This window comes from Yersinia sp. FDAARGOS_228, from assembly GCF_002073315.2.
Classification (GTDB): Bacteria; Pseudomonadota; Gammaproteobacteria; order Enterobacterales; family Enterobacteriaceae; genus Yersinia; species Yersinia intermedia.
This window is the reverse complement of sequence record NZ_CP020409.2, coordinates 1485345-1499594: the sequence shown is the minus strand read 5'-3', so window position 1 is coordinate 1499594 and position 14250 is coordinate 1485345. Positions and strand designations below refer to the sequence as shown.

Sequence of the window (14250 nt, the reverse complement as noted above, 5' to 3'; positions counted from 1 at the left end):
CCGCTAACACAGCCACAGCGTCAAGGACGAAGAGGATCAGTAACGCCGCTGCCACTCGGCATCACTCAACACCTTCGCTGGGCGATTCATAAAGTGCCGATAAAAGGCATCGTATGCCAACACATTCTTCACGTAGCCACGGGTTTCAGAGAATGGAATGCTCTCGATAAAGGCTACTGCATCCACTTGCCCGCCACTGTTACCTAGCCAGGTATTCACTCGCGATGGACCGGCGTTATAGGCGGCGCTGGATAAGATACGGTTGCGCCCGAACTGTTGGTAGACCTCTTCCAGATAACTGGTACCGATCTCAATGTTTGTGAGCGGATCCAGCAATTGGCTGCTATTGACATACCCACTGATATTATTGAGTTTTACTGTGTGTTCAGCGGTTCGCGGCATCACCTGCATTAACCCTGCAGCCCCTACTGGTGACTGTGCTTTCGGGTTCCAGGCACTTTCCTGACGGGCAATGGCCATAGCATAACTTGGGGTTATCCCTTTGCCTTCTGTCGCCTGACGGAACTCCTTTGGCCATGCCAGCGGGAAGCGTTCTTCCAGATGATCCCACAATTTGGCAACGATGGTCGCCTGTACGCTTAAGTCCGCCCACTTCTGGTTAAACGCGTAGCGTGCCAGTGCTTCCTGTTCCGGCTTGCTGCGGCTGGCAACCAGATAGCTCCACTCGTTACGGGCCAAATTATCCATATTCCAGTACATCAACTCACGCACCCGGATAATTTCCGGCCGCTGTGCCAACGATGCATCCGGTTTGGTCGCTACCTCAACATTAATGGGATATGGAACCCCCAACTTTTGGGCCGCAACCATGGGGTAAAAGCCACGTTCCTGCATCAGGCTACGCAGGATAGCTTCACCCTCAGTTTTTTTACCTTGCTCCAATAATAGCGATGCACGCCAATAGCGCCATTCATCCTTATCTTGCGCATCGGCCGGCAAGCGAGCCAACCAGGTCGCTACCCCTTGACGATCGCCGCTGCCCAGAGACATACGAATACGGCGCTCCAGCAAGGAAGTTGAATGACTACGCAGAGTGACTTGATCTCGCCATTTGGCCTGATCATAAGTCGCATCTGTCCCCATCAAACGCCAGGCAACCGCCTCTTCCAGCTCCAGTTTTTCGCTGTCACTCATTTTTTGTAACCGTGCAAGGGTTGGAATCATTGCACGTGCATTTTCTACGTCCTGGCGCGCCAGGCGGGTAAAAGCAATGGTGGTAGCAGAGCGGGTAAAATCGGTCGGCCCGACAGTACGGGCGAAGTTTTCAACACTGGCCGGGTCACTTTGCAGTTTCGCCAGTGCCGTACCCATGGTCTGATAATCCGCTGGCAGTTGTTTGAGTAAATAACTCACTAAACTGGCATTGCCTTCTTTCAAGGCCAACTTCATCCGTGCCAGCGTTGCCAGAGGGGTTTGATGCCCAGCTTGTTGCCAGACACTGAATAATTTAGTGCAACTGCCTGGAAGTGTCTGGCCGTTTAGCCAAATTTCACTCGCGCCATCCCAGGCTACCTGCTGTTCGCCAGTAGCCCATTTGGCATAGTAATAGTTGCAACGGGCAGCAACCGGCTTCGGTGCTGTCGGGCTGAATGCCAATAACCCACGCCAATCTTCCCGGCGGGCTAATTCATTAACAAAACGAGATGGCAGCGAACGTGCTGGCGGCAAGGTTGGATTACGGCTAAGGAAATCGTTCACTTGCGCCGCGCTCACCTGGCTCAGGTCTTGCGTTAACTGGCGGTACTCCAGATACGGGTACAGGGGATAATCGCGCAACGTGGGCATCAGTTGTATCACTGTGTCCATCTGATTGCTGTCCCAGGCCAGTTTAACTTGCTGATAGCGTTGCCGTTGGGCATCAATAGAGTCAGCGAATGCCGCTCCTGAAGTCGTCACCAGACACACGCCAATCGCCAGATATCGCCACTTGTCCATACTTACTGTTTCCTCACTGGTTGTTGGCTACTGCACTTTACTTATCGCCACATCATTATGTCACTTACCGCAACCTCTGATTAGCATATGCCTAATTAGTTCCGGCAGCAGAACATACTAGCGAAGAGCTTTACCTGATAGCCAGCAATAACACGGGCCAATATGAAATGAAGATTCATCATTATGTGTTATCACTCAATATCAGTGAAACATTCAACATCAGCAAAAAAATAACCGGCAGGATAGTTCAACCTGTAATTACTTACTATTCACAAGGTTACCAACCATATGTTGCTAAATGTTTCATGTTTATTATCTCAGATCAAAGCACTATCTTGATGAAAACCTACTATCCTTGCTTAATATAACTAGGTTGTTGTAAATATATCTTTCAACGTATTTTTTTGCTTTTTAATCAAAATCAAACAATTAAGGAACAGGCTAGATTCACAACGCCTCTTCACGGAAGAAATGAAGACAATTTTCTCTGCCCCGTCCCACGATGAAACGGATAGATAGATTTTAGATTTATTAATTTTTAAGAAGGTTCTTTCAATGCAAAACTCATCAGACCATAAATCCGCCTCCCCGCCCCCAGAGGGTAAGGCTTGGTATCAACTTACTGCGGAAGAGTCTTTGCAGCATTTAAATAGCCGCGAAGAAGGGTTAACACCACAAGAGGCGGAGGAACGCCTTAAACAATACGGCCCCAATTCACTACCTGCTAAAAAAAGAAAACATCCCCTGCTACAGTTTTTAGCCCACTTTAATGATGTTCTGATTTACATTTTATTAGCCGCAGCGTTGGTCAAAGGCCTGATGGGTCATTCAGTTGACACTATTATTATCCTTTGTGTGGCAGTTATTAATGCCTTAATTGGTTATGTGCAGGAAAATAAAGCCGAGAAGTCGCTGAAAAGCATACAGAATATGCTTTCCAGTAAAGCGGTGGTCACTCGTGGTGGTAGCGCTCAGGTCATTGATGCACAAAATCTGGTCCCCGGTGATATCGTCACCTTGAAACCAGGGGATAAAATCCCGGCAGATCTGCGCTTGCTGGAAGCCCACAATCTTCAGATTGAAGAAGCTATCCTGACCGGTGAGTCAACGGTGGTCGAGAAGCAAATCGGCGTGATTGAGAACGAGTCGGTGATTGGTGATCGCAAAAACTTGCTGTTCTCAGGAACGACCATCAGTGCCGGTACCGCAAAAGGCTTGGTGATTGCCAGTGGCGGTGATACCGAACTGGGCCATATTAACCAAATGATGTCGGCGGTTGAATCAACCCGTACCCCGCTGCTGCAACAAATGGATCGTTTAGGTAAAGCCATCTTCATCCTGATCCTGGTCATGATGGCCTTCTTGTTTGTCTTCGCCTTTATCCTGCGCGACCTGCCGGTCAATGAACTGTTACTGGCATTAATCAGTCTGGCGGTGGCATCGGTTCCAGAAGGCTTACCGGCGATTATTTCCATCATCCTCTCCCTGGGTGTGCAAGCGATGGCGCGCAACCGCGCGATTATCCGCAAACTGCCAACGGTAGAAACCTTAGGTGCCATGACTGTCGTCTGTTCCGATAAAACCGGCACACTGACGATGAACGAAATGACCGTTAAAGCGGTCATTCTGGCAGACCATTGCTATCGCGTAGAAGGCGAAAGCTACGAACCGGTTGGTAACATCTATCCAGAAGGGAGTGACCAGCAAGCCTCACTCGATACCAACGGCACGTTAAAGACATTTATCACTGCGGTGAATTTGTGTAATGACAGCCAAATTCAGAAGAACGAGCAAGGTCATTGGGCCATTACCGGCGGCCCGACAGAAGGCGCGCTGAAAGTGTTAGCCGCTAAATCCGGTATTGAGCTGGGTCAGGTGACTCAGCACGGTAAAATACCTTTTGATTCTGCCTATAAATACATGGCTACCAGCCATCAGGTTCAAGCAGAACATAGTATCTTCCTGACTGGCGCACCTGATGTGTTGTTTACATTCTGCCAGCAAGAACTGACGGATCAGGGTGTTGCGCCATTCCGCCGCGATTACTGGGAAGCCGAGATGGCACGTTATGCCAAGCAAGGTCTACGCATGGTAGCCGCAGCCTTCCGCCCAACAGAACAACCGGTCAGCGAGTTGGACCACAGTGATATCCAGCAAGGCATGGTGTTTGTGGGTATCGCTGGCATGATGGACCCACCACGTCCTGAAGCCATCGATGCAATAGCAACCTGCCAGCAGGCCGGTATTCGCGTGAAAATGATCACCGGCGACCATCAGGAAACCGCGATGGCGATTGGTGCCATGCTGGGAATTGGTAATGGTAAAGATTCTATTACCGGTGGTCAGTTGGAGCATATGGACGATAACGAACTGGCACAGGCGGCCGTTCATTATGATATTTTCGCCCGTACCAGCCCGGAACATAAACTGCGTTTGGTTAAAGCGTTACAAGAGAAAGGCGAAATTGTCGGTATGACCGGTGATGGTGTGAATGATGCGCCAGCACTGAAACAGGCCGATGTAGGTATCGCCATGGGTATCAAGGGCACCGAGGTGACAAAAGAAGCTGCCGATATGGTGCTGTCAGACGATAACTTCGCGACCATTGCCAGTGCGGTTGAAGAAGGCCGTCGTGTCTACGATAACCTGAAGAAAACCATTCTGTTTGTATTGCCCACCAACCTGGCGCAAGGGTTGCTTATTATCTTTGCCATCCTCGCCGGTGCAGTTATTCCCTTAACGCCACTGCAAATCCTCTGGATAAACATGGCTACCTCCACCACGCTCTCTTTCGGTTTGGCATTTGAACCGGCAGAAAGAGGCATTATGCGCCGCAATCCGCGTGACCCATCAAAACATGTGTTAGACGGCCATGCCATCTGGCGCATCGCGTTTGTCGGTACGTTGATTGCTTTAAGTGCTTTTGCCTTGGAAGCCTATATGGAGCCACGCGGTTACAGCACTGAATTTATCCGCACCGTGTTGATGCAAACCTTGGTTACCGCGCAGTGGATTTATATGTTTAACTGCCGAGTGACTGACCGTTTCCCTCTGAACAAAGAAGTCTTTGTTAACAAAGGGCTGTGGTTAGTATCAGGTGTACTGATCGTGTTGCAGTTAGCCATCATCTACCTGCCATTTATGAATACCGCGTTTGGTACCGAACCCTTGCCTGCCTATTACTGGGGCTTAACATTGTTGGTTTCTATCGCCATCTTCTTAATAGTAGAAATCGAAAAGTGGGTTATCGGTCGCTTTAAGCGCGGATCGAATCCTGTCTGATATCCAGACATCGCAACACCCAAAGCCTGGCTAATCAGCCGGGCTTTTTTATCACTTAGAAATATGATTTAAGATAAATCGCATATTGCCGATATCATGACTATTATTGCATCAATTAAATCTTATAATAGAACAGCGGCGATTTATTATGCGATCGCTGCAATGAACATGTGAATTATGCCGCCCTACAGGAAGCGCAAAAATGAACACTGCAACTTGCGCAATTAACGGCGTCAGTATTTATGAGCGCTTTTATCCGCTAAAACTGATGACACTGCGGCATCTCTGGCGGCCTTGTGCCTCTATTTTATTACTTCTCTCAAGTTTATTTACCCCCTTGCCATCAAAGGCGGGAAATACCCTAAATGAAGCCCTTATCCATGAACGCAGTGATGCCGTCACCAAAATGGTGCTAGGCATTATCAGCTATGCTCGCTGGCCCGTGGCCCCCGTCGTAACTCGTTTGTGTGTGGTAGCCCCGACAAACTATGCGGAAGCGCTATTTAACCCGGCATTTATGGAAACCGCACATCCCATTAAAACTCAGCGTTATTCCCTCTCGGATACCTCAATTGCAACCCATTGCGATGTCGTTTATCTGGGGCGTACCGAGCCACAACTGCGCCAGGAACTGACAACCCGACTGTCGGGATACCCCATTCTTACCATCAGTGAAGATTATGACGAATGTACGTTTGGCAGTGCATTTTGTTTGTTACTGGAAGATAAGCAGGCTTCTTTCAAGGTCAATATGGATGCATTAGCGCGCAGCGGGATAAGGGTTCATCCCAATGTGTTGCAACTTGCCCGTAAAAAGACAGATGCATTATGAATTCAACACAGAATAAGTCAGTCAAACAGACAAAGAATCGCCCAAACACTGCGAAGCTCCCCACGCTGGGCCGAGTCCTGGGCCGTATACATATCACGGTAGCATTAGTGTCGGTCGCGACGGCAGGTATTTTTCTAACACTGGCAGCACTGTTTGCCTTACGGGTATATGCCGACCATAACCTACATTTAGTTGCTCGCTCAATCAGTTACACCACCGAAGCCGCCGTGGTGTTTGGTGATAGCGTGGTTGCCAACGAAGCGCTGTCCTTGATTGCGAAAAATGAAGAAGTTGCCCAAGCTAAAATTCTCGATGTGGATGGCCGAGAAGTGGCTAATTGGACATTACCCAACGATGGTCCAATGTTTGATATGGAACAAAAAATCGCCCGTTGGGCACTGCCTGAACCGGTGGTACTCCCAATAGAGCATTCCGGTAAAAAAGTCGGCAGCATCGTGATTTTCGGCCATGGCGGTAACCTGTTGCGTTTTCTGTTGCAAGGGTTGGCGGGCTTATTTATCTGCTTAATCCTCAGCACGATAGTGGCGCTATTCTTGTCTCGCAGAATGCTTTTTGGCATTATTGAGTCGTTGAACAAAATCACCGAAGTTGCTCACAATGTTAGCCGCCATCGCAGCTTTGGTCAGCGTGTGCCGTCAGCGAAAATTGCCGAACTCAACGAGTTAAGCAATGACTTCAATGGATTGTTGGAAGAACTGGAGGTTTGGCAAGACCATTTAACACAGGAAAATGACTTCCTTGCACACCGCGCTGCCCATGACAGCCTGACTGGATTAGCTAATCGTGCTTTCTTTGAGGGTCGACTAAGCCGTACGCTGAGTGATTGCGCTGCTGATGAACAACTGGCCGTATTATTTATTGATGGTGATCACTTCAAAGAAATCAATGATAACTACGGCCATGCTGCTGGCGATTTGGTGCTGACCGCGATTGCCGATCGTATCCGCTCACTGTTACGTGAAACCGATTTAGTGGCACGTTTGGGCGGTGATGAGTTTGCAGTCTTACTGGCACCGATCCACAATACCGATGATGTTCTTACCATCGCCAATAAAATCATCGACAGTATGAATCAACCTATTGATCTTGTTGATGGTAGTGAGATAACCGCCTCTATTAGCATCGGTATTGCAATTTACCCTGATCATGCGCAGACCCCCGAAGACCTATTACAACGGGCCGACGAAGCCATGTATCAAGCGAAGAAAAGTTTCCCGTCCGGTGGCGTTATTACTCATCAATCGGATATTACTCTCACTGAAAGCTTAGGATAGGTGACATGCAGGGATTGAAAAAAAACAGTTTGATAAGCCATATCTGGATCAGTTTTTTCGCCATGAGTTTATTGATATTGGCGGGGTGTCAGGCAGCTAAACCACCAGGATTAACGCCGGAGCAGATAGCGGCATTACAGGAGCAAGGGTTTAAATTAACTGATAATGGCTGGGAATTTGGTCTGGCAAACAAAGTGTTATTCGACAGTGACGTGAGAAAATTGAATCCGTCAGGCGTGCAGAGGGTACAAAAAATTGGCCGTGCACTGGCGAATGTGGGCATTCATCATATGCGGGTTGATGGGCATACTGATTCCATCGGTGAAGACGGTTATAACCAACAGTTGTCGCTGGAACGAGCCTCTGCGGTAGCAGATGCACTGGCAGCCATCGGTATTCCACGAGCCAATATTGATGTTCGAGGCCGTGGTAAGTTAGAGCCCGTCGCCGATAACCATACCCCTAAAGGGCGAGCTGAAAACCGCCGGGTATCTATGATAGTGACCGCTCCGTAACGCTTTTTTTGTTCTGCTGCCTCGGTGCATCCCAAGCTCATTGGTGGTGCAACCAGGTGGCAAACAAATAACAAATCGGTCAAAAATTGATTCGCAGTAGCCGCCAATAAACAAAGCGTAGCAGGGATTTTGCAGGAGGTTTTGGGGTGTGCTGATGATAGGTTTCGACCTTAAAGAAAAAGGCGACCTGAGTCGCCTACTACCAATTACTGTTTAGTGCTTTCAGCGGCAGCTTCAGTCGTTTTTTCATGAGCTTTTGTAGAAGTCTCATGAGCCATACCCGCTTCTTTCTTCGCTTCCTCTGTCTTCCCTTCTTTATGATGCTTAGCAGCTTTCTTATGATGCTCAGCAGCTTTCTCATGCTGAACTGCCGCGTCGGTATGAGTCATTGCCGCATCAGCAGCAATACCAGCAAATGAAGTCAAGCCCAGAGATAATACTGATACCGCTAATAATTTCTTAATCATATAAATCCCTTATATTTACAATTGACTATTTGAACACCTAAACCTATCTAAACGTAGAAGTCATCTCGTCATAACGCAAACTGTCACTACCAATAATTAATAGTAATGGGATACAAGTCAAATAAACATAAAAATTATTTATGTATTTTAAATGTAAACTCGTTATAAAATAATACGAACCCATCTTGATAAACTGCGGTCACATTCCTGATAACTGAGTGTATACGCGACCATTAAAATGATAAAAAATACATAATAAAATATTATTAATTAAGGAGATAAAGTGATTATTGATATATTACTAACTGTCGCTATCATATTTTTATCTTCGATTCTTGCTTGGGTCTATGCTATGCCATATATCGCCTTATCAACGATAGGTAGTATTTCATTGTTTTAACGACTAACCCCTGGCTATCAATAGATAAACACCGGAAGATATACCCGCGCCGCGAAAGACTAGAGATGAGCTTATTTTCAGAGCTATCCCCACACCTTCCACCACTCCAGCAAAGCAAAAGTCTTGATAAGACGACTCAGTAAGGCCCGGACAAACCTCAGCCCTTTTATCTATGCCCCCAGATAAACGCTAAAGGAAAGGGAGCTGATTAACATTTTACACCAACAGCACTGGGTGATAGCTGGGATCGCATCGTGAAACGGGCTAAACTGCGATATCGAAATACATACCAATCGCGCCTTCTTATGCGTGTTGGTCGTTATCCACCGAGGTGAATCCCTCATTTATTGCAATGCAAATGGGGCACTTCTTGGCACTAATGCCCCATACATGCCTCACTCCAAGAGTGGGATATCATGAAAACCAGTTATAGCGAGGGTTAGAGCAACGTGGCTCAATACGTCTATTCTATGCATCGTGTCGGCAAAGTCGTTCCGCCGAAACGTCATATTCTGAAAAACATCTCCCTGAGTTTCTTCCCTGGAGCCAAAATTGGTGTGCTGGGCCTTAACGGTTCGGGTAAATCTACCTTACTGCGTATCATGGCGGGTATTGATACTGATATTGAAGGCGAAGCCCGCCCGCAGCCTGGTATCAAAATTGGTTACCTGCCGCAGGAGCCTAAGCTAAATCTTGAGCAAACCGTGCGTGAATCGGTTGAAGAGGCCGTGGGTGAAGTTAAACGCGCGCTGACCCGTCTGGATGAGGTTTATGCGCTGTATGCCGATCCTGATGCTGACTTTGATAAGCTGGCGAAGGAACAAGGCGAGCTGGAAGCGATTATCCAGTCCCATGATGGCCATAATCTGGATAACCAGTTAGAACGTGCTGCCGATGCTCTGCGCCTGCCGCCGTGGGATGCCAAAATTGCCAATCTATCCGGTGGTGAACGCCGCCGTGTGGCAATTTGCCGCCTGCTGCTGGAAAAACCCGACATGTTGTTGCTGGATGAACCCACTAACCACTTGGATGCCGAATCCGTGGCTTGGCTGGAGCGCTTCTTGCACGACTACGAGGGCACTGTTGTCGCCATTACCCATGACCGTTACTTCCTTGATAATGTGGCGGGTTGGATTCTGGAACTGGACCGTGGCGAAGGCATTCCGTGGGAAGGCAATTACTCCTCATGGCTGGAGCAGAAAGATGCTCGTCTGGCACTGGAAGCCTCTTCCGAAGCCGCACGCCGTAAGTCTATTGAGAAAGAGCTGGAGTGGGTTCGTCAGAATCCCAAAGGCCGTCAGGCGAAAGGTAAAGCACGTCTGGCCCGCTTTGAAGAACTTAACAGCGTTGAGTATCAAAAACGTAACGAAACCAGTGAGTTGTTCATTCCACCGGGTCCACGGTTGGGCGACAAAGTGCTGGAAGTTGAGCACCTGAGCAAGTCTTACGGTGACCGCTTGCTGATTGATGATCTGACCTTTGCGCTGCCGAAAGGGGCGATAGTGGGGATCATCGGGCCGAATGGTGCCGGTAAATCAACACTGTTCCGCATGTTATCTGGGCAGGAACAACCTGATTCCGGCACGATTTCACTGGGTGATACCGTGCAATTGGCATCGGTTGATCAGTTCCGTGACAACATGGACAACAGCAAAACCGTATGGGAAGAAGTTTCCGGCGGTCAGGACATCATGAAGATCGGTAACTTTGAAATTCCAAGCCGTGCTTACGTAGGCCGCTTTAACTTTAAAGGGATTGATCAGGGCAAGCGTGTGGGTGAGCTGTCTGGTGGTGAGCGCGGCCGTATCCATTTGGCCAAACTGCTACAGGTTGGCGGTAACATGTTGCTGCTCGATGAACCAACTAACGACCTGGATATCGAAACGCTGCGCGCGCTGGAAAACGCCTTACTGGAATTCCCAGGTTGCGCGATGGTTATTTCCCATGACCGTTGGTTCCTTGACCGAATTGCTACCCATATCATCGACTATCAGGATGAGGGTAAAGTGGCATTCTTCGAAGGTAACTTTACTGAATACGAAGAGTGGAAGAAACGCACCCTGGGTGCCGAAGCACTGGAACCACACCGTATCAAGTATAAGAAGATGACCAAGTAATATGACATCGGCTCATTTGATGAGCCGATTAATGCCGCTATTCGGCTCATCAAATGAGCCGAATACTCCGTGACTCTCTGCACCAAACAAGCCGCCAACCACCAGAATTCCATTCTGTGATCGTTATCCTTCTTACCCACTGAATTTTGCCAGTATTCCTTGTCCTAAGGCAGTCAGCCGAAGGTGACAAGACTGCACACTATTTAGACTCCTTCGTTATCAGCGGTTTATGCGCCCTTCTGGTTCTGCGCCTACCCGCACCATCACAACGAAGGATAATAAGATGAACAATGCGATTATATTGGGGATAATTTGGCATCTGGTGGGCGCTGCCAGTGCGGCGTGTTTCTATGCGCCGTTTAAGCAAGTTAAAAAGTGGTCATGGGAGACCATGTGGTCGATTGGTGGCCTAGTGTCATGGCTTATCCTGCCGTGGACGGTCAGCTACTTGTTATTGCCTGACTTTTGGCAATATTACGGCTCCTTCAGTATAGCAACCCTGCTGCCAGTATTTCTGTTCGGTGCCATGTGGGGGATTGGTAATATCAACTACGGCCTGACCATGCGTTACCTCGGCATGTCGATGGGAATTGGGATTGCCATCGGTATCACTCTAATTATCGGCACATTAATGACCCCCATACTGCAAGGGCGCTTTGATGTGTTACTCGGCACTGCTGGCGGCCGGATGACCCTGCTGGGCGTCGCCGTGGCACTGATCGGGGTAGCTATTGTCAGTTATGCCGGATTACTGAAAGAACGCGCCATGGGCATTCAGGCGGAAGAGTTCAACCTGAAGAAAGGGCTTATTCTGGCCGTAATGTGCGGTATTTTCTCAGCCGGTATGTCATTTGCCATGGATGCCGCGAAACCGATGCATGAAGCCGCCAGCGCATTAGGAATTAACCCTCTGTATGTGGCGTTGCCAAGTTACGTCATCATCATGGGCGGTGGGGCCATCATCAACCTGAGTTACTGTTTTATTCGTTTAGCCAGCCTCAAGAATTTGTCGGTCAAAGCCGATTTCTCTATCGCCAAGCCGCTGTTGATCACTAATATCCTGTTCTCAGCCTTGGGGGGATTGATGTGGTATCTGCAATTCTTCTTCTATGCCTGGGGTCACGCCAAAATCCCACCACAGTATGACTATATGAGCTGGATGTTACACATGAGTTTCTATGTGTTGTGTGGCGGTATTGTGGGTCTGTTACTCAAAGAGTGGAAATGCTCAAGCAGGAAACCCGTGACGGTACTGTGTATTGGTTGTCTGGTGATCATTCTGGCAGCAAATATAGTCGGTTTGGGTATGGCGGCATAATAACGCTTACTGAAGATGATAATTGCATTGGCGGGTGATGTTGAGAAACGTCCCCGTCAATTTGACGCTATAAATTTAAAGCGTGGTACTACCCTGATGTTGTTGTTCTTTTTCGCTGCCGTTTTTAGCCGATAATAATGGAGTACGAACAAAGCGCTGGCGATAGTCACGGGGTGTCATCCCAGCTTCACGCGTAAAAACGGCAGAGAAATAATTACTGTCCTCAAACCCGCAACGCGCAGCGATATCACTGATGCGATGCTCACTTCCCCGCAGCAAACATTTGGCATGACAAAGGCGAATTTGGCGTAAATAATGGCTGATACTCATGCCCGTCTGTTGGCGAAACAGTTGTTTAAGAGAACGCTCAACTAACTGATTCTTATGGCAGAACTCCGCCATATCAAAATGCGTTGCCAGGCTTTGCTGTACGGCAGACATCACGAGATCTAACTGTTCACCATCAGGCAATAAATGTGCCTGTTCAGCTCGGTAGCGATGGCGTTTTAGTACGATGGCGAGTTGCAATAATAGCACCTCCGTCAGTTGTATTGACCAGGAATCTGTCTTACGTGACTCCTGTGCCAACTGATGAATAATCGGCCGAGCCTGTGCCATGCCCTGCGTGGTTAACCGCCAGTATCCTTGATTCTGCTCATGCCCAAATAGAGGTAATAACTTATGCCACTGTGCATTTAGGTGTAATCGTTCGGGGCAATAAATAATGTTATCTAATACCAAGTCATGCACGGATTCGTAGCTATGATGATCTGTGGCTTGAATATAAAAAACGTCGCCACAAGTAATGCGGTAAGGATGGTCATTTAGGACATGTAGCCCGTTACCCCGCCAGACAATCACAATTTCGCAGAATTGATGGGTATGCTCTGCGAAAACTTCCTGCGGGTATCGGTTGGTTACCGCCACCGGCATCTGCTCCGATGGCAAATAATCCCGGCTTTCTAACCGCAGTGGTATTCGCATGTCTATCGCCCTATATTGACAAGCTAATTAATAATCAGCTCATTATCATGAAACTACCGATTTTTACCGTGATGCCATTCACGCCCCATAGGTTGCACTAGAGTTGACTGCGCAAATCACGGGGAGACTGAGCAAACTCCCGCTTAAACAACGTTGAAAAATGATTGCTGTCACCGAAACCACATTGGTAGGCAATCTCAGTGACGCTACTGTCGCTGTAACACAATTGATGACGCGCCTGTAGCAAGCGCAAACGCGTCAGATAACGTTGTGGGGTCATGCCGGTCTGATTTTTTAACTGCCGATGTAGCGTACGTAACGGTAAAGCAAAGCGATCAGCCAGTTCCGGCCACTCAATTGCTTCACTGTAGTGGTTCTGTAGCCAGTCTAATAATTGGCATAAGCGCCCTTCCTGATCCTCCCCCACCTGCGCCCGACACCCTTGCCACAGTTGAACCAACAACTGCATAAACACACTTTCATGTAGCGCGATATCTTCAGCTTTCTCGCTGTGAGGCGAGTGTTCAAGGCAGCTAATCAAGTGTTTAACTTGCTGTAAAACCTGCCCATTAATCCGCCAATGTGAGGGGTAACCCCCTTCACTTTCACGTGGTAGAAAATGTTCTACGCCAGACAAGAAACGAAAAGCATCAGGCGCGCGGAATAAGACGTTGGTGAGGAACAAACCGTCGGTTGACTCAAACAGGTGACGGTCATGGTCACGGACAAAACAAACGCATCCTCCGCTTAAGGTGTAGGGGTTGCCATTAAACACATGGACCCCCGCCCCCTGTTCAACAATGATAATTTCATAAAAATCATGATGATGCTCAGGGAATACAGGTTGTGGCGACCGGGATTCAATTGCAACCGACGCGGAACTTGAAGAGAAAAAATCAATACTGTGCAAGACAGTCATCTTTTGCCCTCTTTCAACAGGCACGGCGAAATCGCCCTGCTTCAGCTCTCGATAGTAAAAGCAGCAGCGGTAATGAAACCTTCAAATTTTGACGTTAAAAGCGACTTTGACGGTGATTTTTTTTAGATAAGTGCAGCAATGTTGAAAAGTATGCGCAGGGTCACA

At 48.2% G+C, this 14250-nt stretch carries 10 protein-coding genes and 1 pseudogene; 7 read left to right on the top strand and 4 right to left on the bottom strand.

Going from position 1 to position 14250, the window contains the following annotated elements:
- Nucleotides 1–36: 36 nt before the first annotated feature.
- Nucleotides 37–1956: a murein transglycosylase gene (sltY, locus tag A6J67_RS06880; protein ID WP_042568589.1), complete on the bottom strand. Its 1920-nt coding sequence runs from the start codon at nt 1954–1956 to the stop codon at nt 37–39.
- Nucleotides 1957–2511: 555 nt separating this feature from the next.
- On the opposite strand from sltY, the gene A6J67_RS06875 reads away from it, so the two are divergent.
- The 4 genes from A6J67_RS06875 (at nt 2512) to A6J67_RS06860 (ending at nt 7880) form a co-directional block, all read left to right on the top strand.
- Nucleotides 2512–5238: a cation-transporting P-type ATPase gene (locus tag A6J67_RS06875; RefSeq protein ID WP_050296823.1), complete on the top strand. Its 2727-nt coding sequence runs from the start codon at nt 2512–2514 to the stop codon at nt 5236–5238.
- A gap of 202 nt (nt 5239–5440) precedes the next feature.
- Nucleotides 5441–6070 carry a YfiR family protein gene (locus tag A6J67_RS06870; protein ID WP_005191861.1) on the top strand — a complete coding sequence of 210 codons (630 nt, stop codon included), beginning with the start codon at nt 5441–5443 and terminating at the stop codon, nt 6068–6070.
- Nucleotides 6067–7365, top strand: coding sequence for a diguanylate cyclase domain-containing protein (locus A6J67_RS06865; protein WP_042568591.1), 1299 nt, complete (start codon nt 6067–6069; stop codon nt 7363–7365). The genes A6J67_RS06870 and A6J67_RS06865 overlap by 4 nt, the downstream gene beginning before the upstream one ends.
- Before the next feature lie 5 nt (nt 7366–7370).
- The gene (locus tag A6J67_RS06860; protein ID WP_042568592.1) at nt 7371–7880 is read left to right on the top strand and encodes an OmpA family protein; all 510 of its coding nucleotides are present in this window, start codon (nt 7371–7373) and stop codon (nt 7878–7880) included.
- Between the two features lie 206 nt (nt 7881–8086).
- Here A6J67_RS06860 and A6J67_RS06855 read toward each other — a convergent pair whose 3' ends face one another.
- Nucleotides 8087–8347 carry a hypothetical protein gene (locus A6J67_RS06855; RefSeq protein WP_050072503.1) on the bottom strand — a complete coding sequence of 87 codons (261 nt, stop codon included), beginning with the start codon at nt 8345–8347 and terminating at the stop codon, nt 8087–8089.
- 627 nt (nt 8348–8974) lie between these two features.
- Here A6J67_RS06855 and A6J67_RS23640 point away from each other — a divergent pair.
- From A6J67_RS23640 to rhaT, 3 genes and pseudogenes are all read left to right on the top strand, one after another.
- Nucleotides 8975–9129: pseudogene (locus A6J67_RS23640) on the top strand (integrase); the annotation flags it as partial.
- Between the two features lie 67 nt (nt 9130–9196).
- Nucleotides 9197–10864, top strand: a complete 1668-nt coding sequence (ettA, locus tag A6J67_RS06850; RefSeq protein ID WP_032907800.1) for an energy-dependent translational throttle protein EttA — start codon at nt 9197–9199, stop codon at nt 10862–10864.
- A gap of 283 nt (nt 10865–11147) precedes the next feature.
- On the top strand, nt 11148–12182 hold the full coding sequence (rhaT, locus tag A6J67_RS06845; protein WP_032907799.1) for an L-rhamnose/proton symporter RhaT: 1035 nt from the start codon (nt 11148–11150) through the stop codon (nt 12180–12182).
- A gap of 75 nt (nt 12183–12257) precedes the next feature.
- On the opposite strand, the gene rhaR is transcribed toward rhaT, so the two are convergent.
- On the bottom strand, nt 12258–13166 hold the full coding sequence (rhaR, locus tag A6J67_RS06840) for an HTH-type transcriptional activator RhaR (protein ID WP_032907797.1): 909 nt from the start codon (nt 13164–13166) through the stop codon (nt 12258–12260).
- 97 nt (nt 13167–13263) lie between these two features.
- Entirely contained in the window at nt 13264–14085 is an 822-nt protein-coding gene (gene rhaS / locus A6J67_RS06835) for an HTH-type transcriptional activator RhaS (protein ID WP_005191844.1), read from the bottom strand.
- Nucleotides 14086–14250 lie beyond the last annotated feature (165 nt).

Excerpts from the sequence above, each read along its gene's own strand:
- sltY (WP_042568589.1), bottom strand. The coding sequence starts at position 1,956 with ATGGACAAGTGGCGATATCTGGCGATTGGCGTGTGTCTGGTGACGACT.
- A6J67_RS06875 (WP_050296823.1), top strand. The coding sequence starts at position 2,512 with ATGCAAAACTCATCAGACCATAAATCCGCCTCCCCGCCCCCAGAGGGT.
- A6J67_RS06870 (WP_005191861.1), top strand. The coding sequence starts at position 5,441 with ATGAACACTGCAACTTGCGCAATTAACGGCGTCAGTATTTATGAGCGC.
- A6J67_RS06865 (WP_042568591.1), top strand. The coding sequence starts at position 6,067 with ATGAATTCAACACAGAATAAGTCAGTCAAACAGACAAAGAATCGCCCA.
- A6J67_RS06860 (WP_042568592.1), top strand. The coding sequence starts at position 7,371 with ATGCAGGGATTGAAAAAAAACAGTTTGATAAGCCATATCTGGATCAGT.
- A6J67_RS06855 (WP_050072503.1), bottom strand. The coding sequence starts at position 8,347 with ATGATTAAGAAATTATTAGCGGTATCAGTATTATCTCTGGGCTTGACT.
- rhaT (WP_032907799.1), top strand. The coding sequence starts at position 11,148 with ATGAACAATGCGATTATATTGGGGATAATTTGGCATCTGGTGGGCGCT.
- rhaR (WP_032907797.1), bottom strand. The coding sequence starts at position 13,166 with ATGCGAATACCACTGCGGTTAGAAAGCCGGGATTATTTGCCATCGGAG.
- rhaS (WP_005191844.1), bottom strand. The coding sequence starts at position 14,085 with ATGACTGTCTTGCACAGTATTGATTTTTTCTCTTCAAGTTCCGCGTCG.